Raw genomic sequence first — 4,368 nt, forward strand, 5'->3', positions numbered from 1 at the left:
GCACGGCTAGCTCCTTGAACTCCGCCGTGTACATCTGTTTTGGTATCTTCTTCATTGCTGGTCTTTCCAAAGGATCGTTGATTTTACGTTACCTATGGAAGACTAAATTTCGGGGGAAGCTCATTGTTCGAATTCGAACAATATACTTTCGAATATAAATATTCTATGATGTCAGGTGACATTGCGAACCTATATTTTTGCTAAATAGCAACAGTATATTTGTCGCATCTGCGAGTTACCGACACAAAGGAGACGGTTGTGGTACCAGGTCAAATTGTTGATTTATTGGTGGTGGGCGGCGGCATTAATGGCGCCGGTATTGCGCGTGATGCGGCCGGGCGCGGCCTGAGCGTGTTGCTTTGCGAGCAGGACGATCTGGCTTCGCACACCTCGTCGGCCAGCACCAAACTGATCCACGGCGGTTTGCGGTACCTGGAGCAATACGAGTTCAGCCTGGTACGCAAGGCGCTGCAGGAGCGCGAGCGCTTGATGCGCATGGCACCGCATATTATCGGGCCGCTGCGTTTTGTGATGCCGCATGTATCGACCCTGCGACCAGCCTGGATGATCCGCGCGGGTATGTTCTTGTACGACAATCTGGCCAGGCGCGAACTGTTGCCAGGCTCACGCGCCATCGATTTGCGTCGGCATGTCTCCGGTCAGCCGCTGAAAAAAGCACTGACCAAGGGCTTTGTCTATTCGGATGCAGCGGTGCAGGATGCGCGGCTGGTGGTGCTCAACGCGATGGATGCCAACGAGCGCGGCGCTAACATTCTTACCAAGACGCGCCTGATCGAAGCCAGGCGAGGCAGCCAATACTGGGACGCCACTTTGCAGTCCACCTTGAGTGGCGAGACCACTGAAGTCAAGGCGCGTTGTGTCGTCAATGCCGCCGGACCATGGGTCGCCAGCTTGCTCAACGGTGCGTTGCACACCTCCGCACAACACCACATTCGTTTGGTCAAGGGTAGCCATATCACCACCAAACGGTTGTTCGATCACGATCATGCCTACATTTTTCAGAATCCCGACAAGCGCATCGTCTTTGCGATTCCGTATGAAACCGACTTTACGTTGATCGGCACCACCGATGTCGAGTACAGCGGCGATCCGAGCAAGGTTGAAATATCGGAAGAAGAAACCGCCTACCTGTGCGAATCGGTCAGCCGCTATTTCGAGGTTCCGGTAACGCCAGCGCAGGTGGTCTGGGCATATGCCGGCGTGCGGCCTCTGCTGGAAGAAGAAATCGCTAACCCGTCTGCGGTCACGCGCGATTACCGCCTTGAGTTGAAGGCCGAGCCGGGGCTGGCCCCGGTATTGTCGGTTTTTGGCGGCAAGATCACCACCTACCGGCGTTTGGCCGAAGAGGCGATGGAGCATTTGCAGCCGTTGTTCGGCTATATGAAAGGGCACTGGACTGCCGATGAACCTTTGCCCGGAGGCGATATGCCAAATGCCGACCTGGCAGAATTCCAGCGCATTTTCCAACAGCGACATGGCTGGCTGCCGGCGGCGCTTGCCGCCCGTTATGCTCGCACTTACGGTACGCGCAGTACGCGTCTGTTGCACGGCATTGACGATATTGCAGGGCTGGGCCAGTTGTTCGGTGCCGACCTTTATGAAGCCGAGGTGCGCTACCTGATGCGTAACGAATGGGCGCTGAGCGCCGACGATATTCTTTGGCGTCGTTCCAAATTGGGATTGCGTTTCGATGCGCGGGAAGTGGCGCGCCTGACAGCGTGGCTGCAGGATGTTCAGCAAGCGCAAGCTGCGCCGCTGCCGGCCACGATGTATGCCTGAATTTGCCTGAAGTTCTGCGGTATTGCAATATCTCGTACCGAAATAAAAAAACAGACTAATCCGGAATCGCTCCGGATCAAAGTCGATAACCGATCCGCGCCCACGGATTCACAAACCTTGGAGTAGACAACTTGAAAGATAAATATATCCTCGCCCTGGATCAGGGAACTACCAGCTCGCGCGCCATTCTGTTTGATCGCCAAGGCAATATCGTATCGCTGGCACAAAAGGAATTCCGTCAGATTTATCCGCAGCCAGGTTGGGTCGAGCATGATCCGCAAGAAATCTGGTCGACTCAGGCCGGGGTTGCCGCCGAGGCGATGACCAGGGTCGGTTTGAGCGGCACCGCGGTTGCCGCCATCGGCATTACCAATCAACGTGAAACCACCATCGTCTGGGATCGTGACACCGGCAAGGCGATCTATAACGCCATCGTCTGGCAAGACCGCCGTACCGCCGCATTTTGCGATCAACTGAAAGCGCGCGGCCTGGCGGAAAATATTCGCCAAAAGACCGGCCTGCTGGTGGATTCCTATTTTTCCGCCACCAAGATTCGCTGGATACTGGATAACGTCGAAGGTGCGCGAGCACTCGCCAATCAGGGACGTCTGGCTTTCGGCACCGTCGATACATGGCTGGTATGGAACATGACACGCGGTCAGCGGCATGTCACTGACGTCTCGAATGCATCGCGCTCCATGCTATTTAATATCCACACCATGCAATGGGACGACGAACTGCTCGACATCATCGGCATTCCACGCAGCATGTTGCCGGAAGTGCGCTCATCGAGCGAGGTCTACGGCCACACCGAAATTTCCGGCTTTGGTTCGGAAATTCCAATTGCCGGCATCGCCGGCGACCAGCAAGCGGCATTGTTCGGCCAGATGTGCACACAGCCGGGCATGGTCAAGAATACCTATGGCACAGGTTGCTTCATGATGATGAATACCGGTGCCAAGCCGATCATTTCGAAGAACAATCTGCTGACGACGGTCGCCTGGAAGGTCGGCGGCCAGGTCAGCTATGCATTGGAGGGCAGCATCTTCATCGGCGGCGCGGTGGTGCAATGGCTGCGCGACGGTCTCGGCATTATCAAATCTTCTGCTGAAGTCGAAGCGCTGGCAGGCAGCGTCAAGAGCAGCGACGGCGTGTATCTGGTGCCGGCATTTGCCGGCCTTGGCGCACCGCACTGGAATCCGCATGCACGCGGCACCGTCTTCGGCGTTACCCGCGGCACCACAGCAGCGCACTACGCGCGCGCCGCGCTCGATAGCATCGCCTACCAGACCATGGATGTCTTGAAGGCAATGGAAGCCGATGCTGGTATCGTGATTCCGGAACTGCGTGTCGATGGCGGCGCTACCGCCAACAATCTGCTGATGCAATTTCAGTCGGATATTCTGGGCGTTGATGTGGTGCGTCCGAAAGTCACGGAAACCACAGCGCTCGGCGCCGCCTACCTGGCTGGCCTGGCTGTCGGATACTGGAGTAGCACCGCTGACGTGCAAGGACAATGGCAGCTCGATAAGCGCTTCGCACCGGCGTTACCGGCGGCAGAAGTGCAGGCTGATATTAAGGGCTGGCAGCGTGCCATTGCCGCTGCCACTGTATGGGCAAATTCCTGAGCTGATCGATGCGGGGGATGCGGATCGATATCTGCGTCCCGGTTCTTCCACTATCCTATTTCCGAAAGCGTTTGTGATGGCTCCTTATTTGGCTGAATTCGTGGGCACTGCCCTGATTGTCCTGCTTGGCAACGGTGTGGTTGCCAATGTCCTGTTGAGTAAAACCCACGGCAATGGCAGTGGCTTGATTGTGATTACCGTCGGTTGGGCGATGGCGGTGTTTGTTGGCGTGTTTGTTGCCGCTTCGTCCAGCGGCGCGCACCTTAACCCGGCCGTCACCCTGGCGCTGGCAGTGGCTGGCAAGTTCACCTGGGATGGGGTGCCTGGCTACATCGCATCGCAGATGCTGGGCGGGATGACGGGTGCCTTCCTTGTGTGGCTGGTGTATCGCCATCATTTTGCCGAAACTGAAGATGGTAATCTCAAGCTGGCGGCCTTTTGCACCGCGCCGGCAATCCGCAATAAATTCAGCAACGTCGTATCTGAAGTAGTCGGCACCTTCGTGCTGGTGTATTGCGTGCTGAACATCGCCTCGCCGACGATGGGGCTGGGTGCGCTTGATGCGCTGCCGGTGGCATTGCTGGTGATGAGCATCGGTGTGTCGTTGGGCGGCACTACCGGCTATGCGATCAATCCGGCACGCGATCTTGGACCAAGGCTGATGCACGCGTTGTTACCGATTCCCGACAAGCGCGACAGCGATTGGGGGTACGCTCTGGTGCCGGTGATCGGTTCGATTTGCGGTGGCGTGCTGGCGGCGCTGGTTTTTAGCTTGCAAATGTCGGCTACCTAGTCGCCCCTGAACAACCCCATCCCCCAATGTTGGCGGGGCCTGATGCCTCAAAAGCGGTTGCGGAATTTGCAAGAACATGGAATATTTCTATTCAATTTCTTGCAAATATTGTCGAGGTGTCTGTGGGTCCCAAGTGTGATATGCCGC

At 56.7% G+C, this 4,368-nt stretch carries 3 protein-coding genes; all 3 read left to right on the forward strand.

What is annotated here, in order from left to right; translation table 11 throughout:
- Nucleotides 1–258: 258 nt before the first annotated feature.
- The 3 genes from glpD (at nt 259) to ACIQ0R_RS11550 (ending at nt 4,221) form a co-directional block, all read left to right on the forward strand.
- Entirely contained in the window at nt 259–1,800 is a 1,542-nt protein-coding gene (gene glpD / locus ACIQ0R_RS11540) for a glycerol-3-phosphate dehydrogenase (protein WP_395827501.1), read from the forward strand.
- Nucleotides 1,801–1,931: 131 nt separating this feature from the next.
- Nucleotides 1,932–3,428: a glycerol kinase GlpK gene (gene glpK, locus ACIQ0R_RS11545; protein WP_395827504.1), complete on the forward strand. Its 1,497-nt coding sequence runs from the start codon at nt 1,932–1,934 to the stop codon at nt 3,426–3,428.
- A gap of 76 nt (nt 3,429–3,504) precedes the next feature.
- On the forward strand, nt 3,505–4,221 hold the full coding sequence (locus ACIQ0R_RS11550; protein ID WP_395827507.1) for an MIP/aquaporin family protein: 717 nt from the start codon (nt 3,505–3,507) through the stop codon (nt 4,219–4,221).
- The last annotated feature ends 147 nt before the right edge of the window (nt 4,222–4,368 follow it).

The organism is Collimonas sp., from assembly GCF_044339385.1.
Taxonomy (GTDB): Bacteria; Pseudomonadota; Gammaproteobacteria; order Burkholderiales; family Burkholderiaceae_D; genus Collimonas.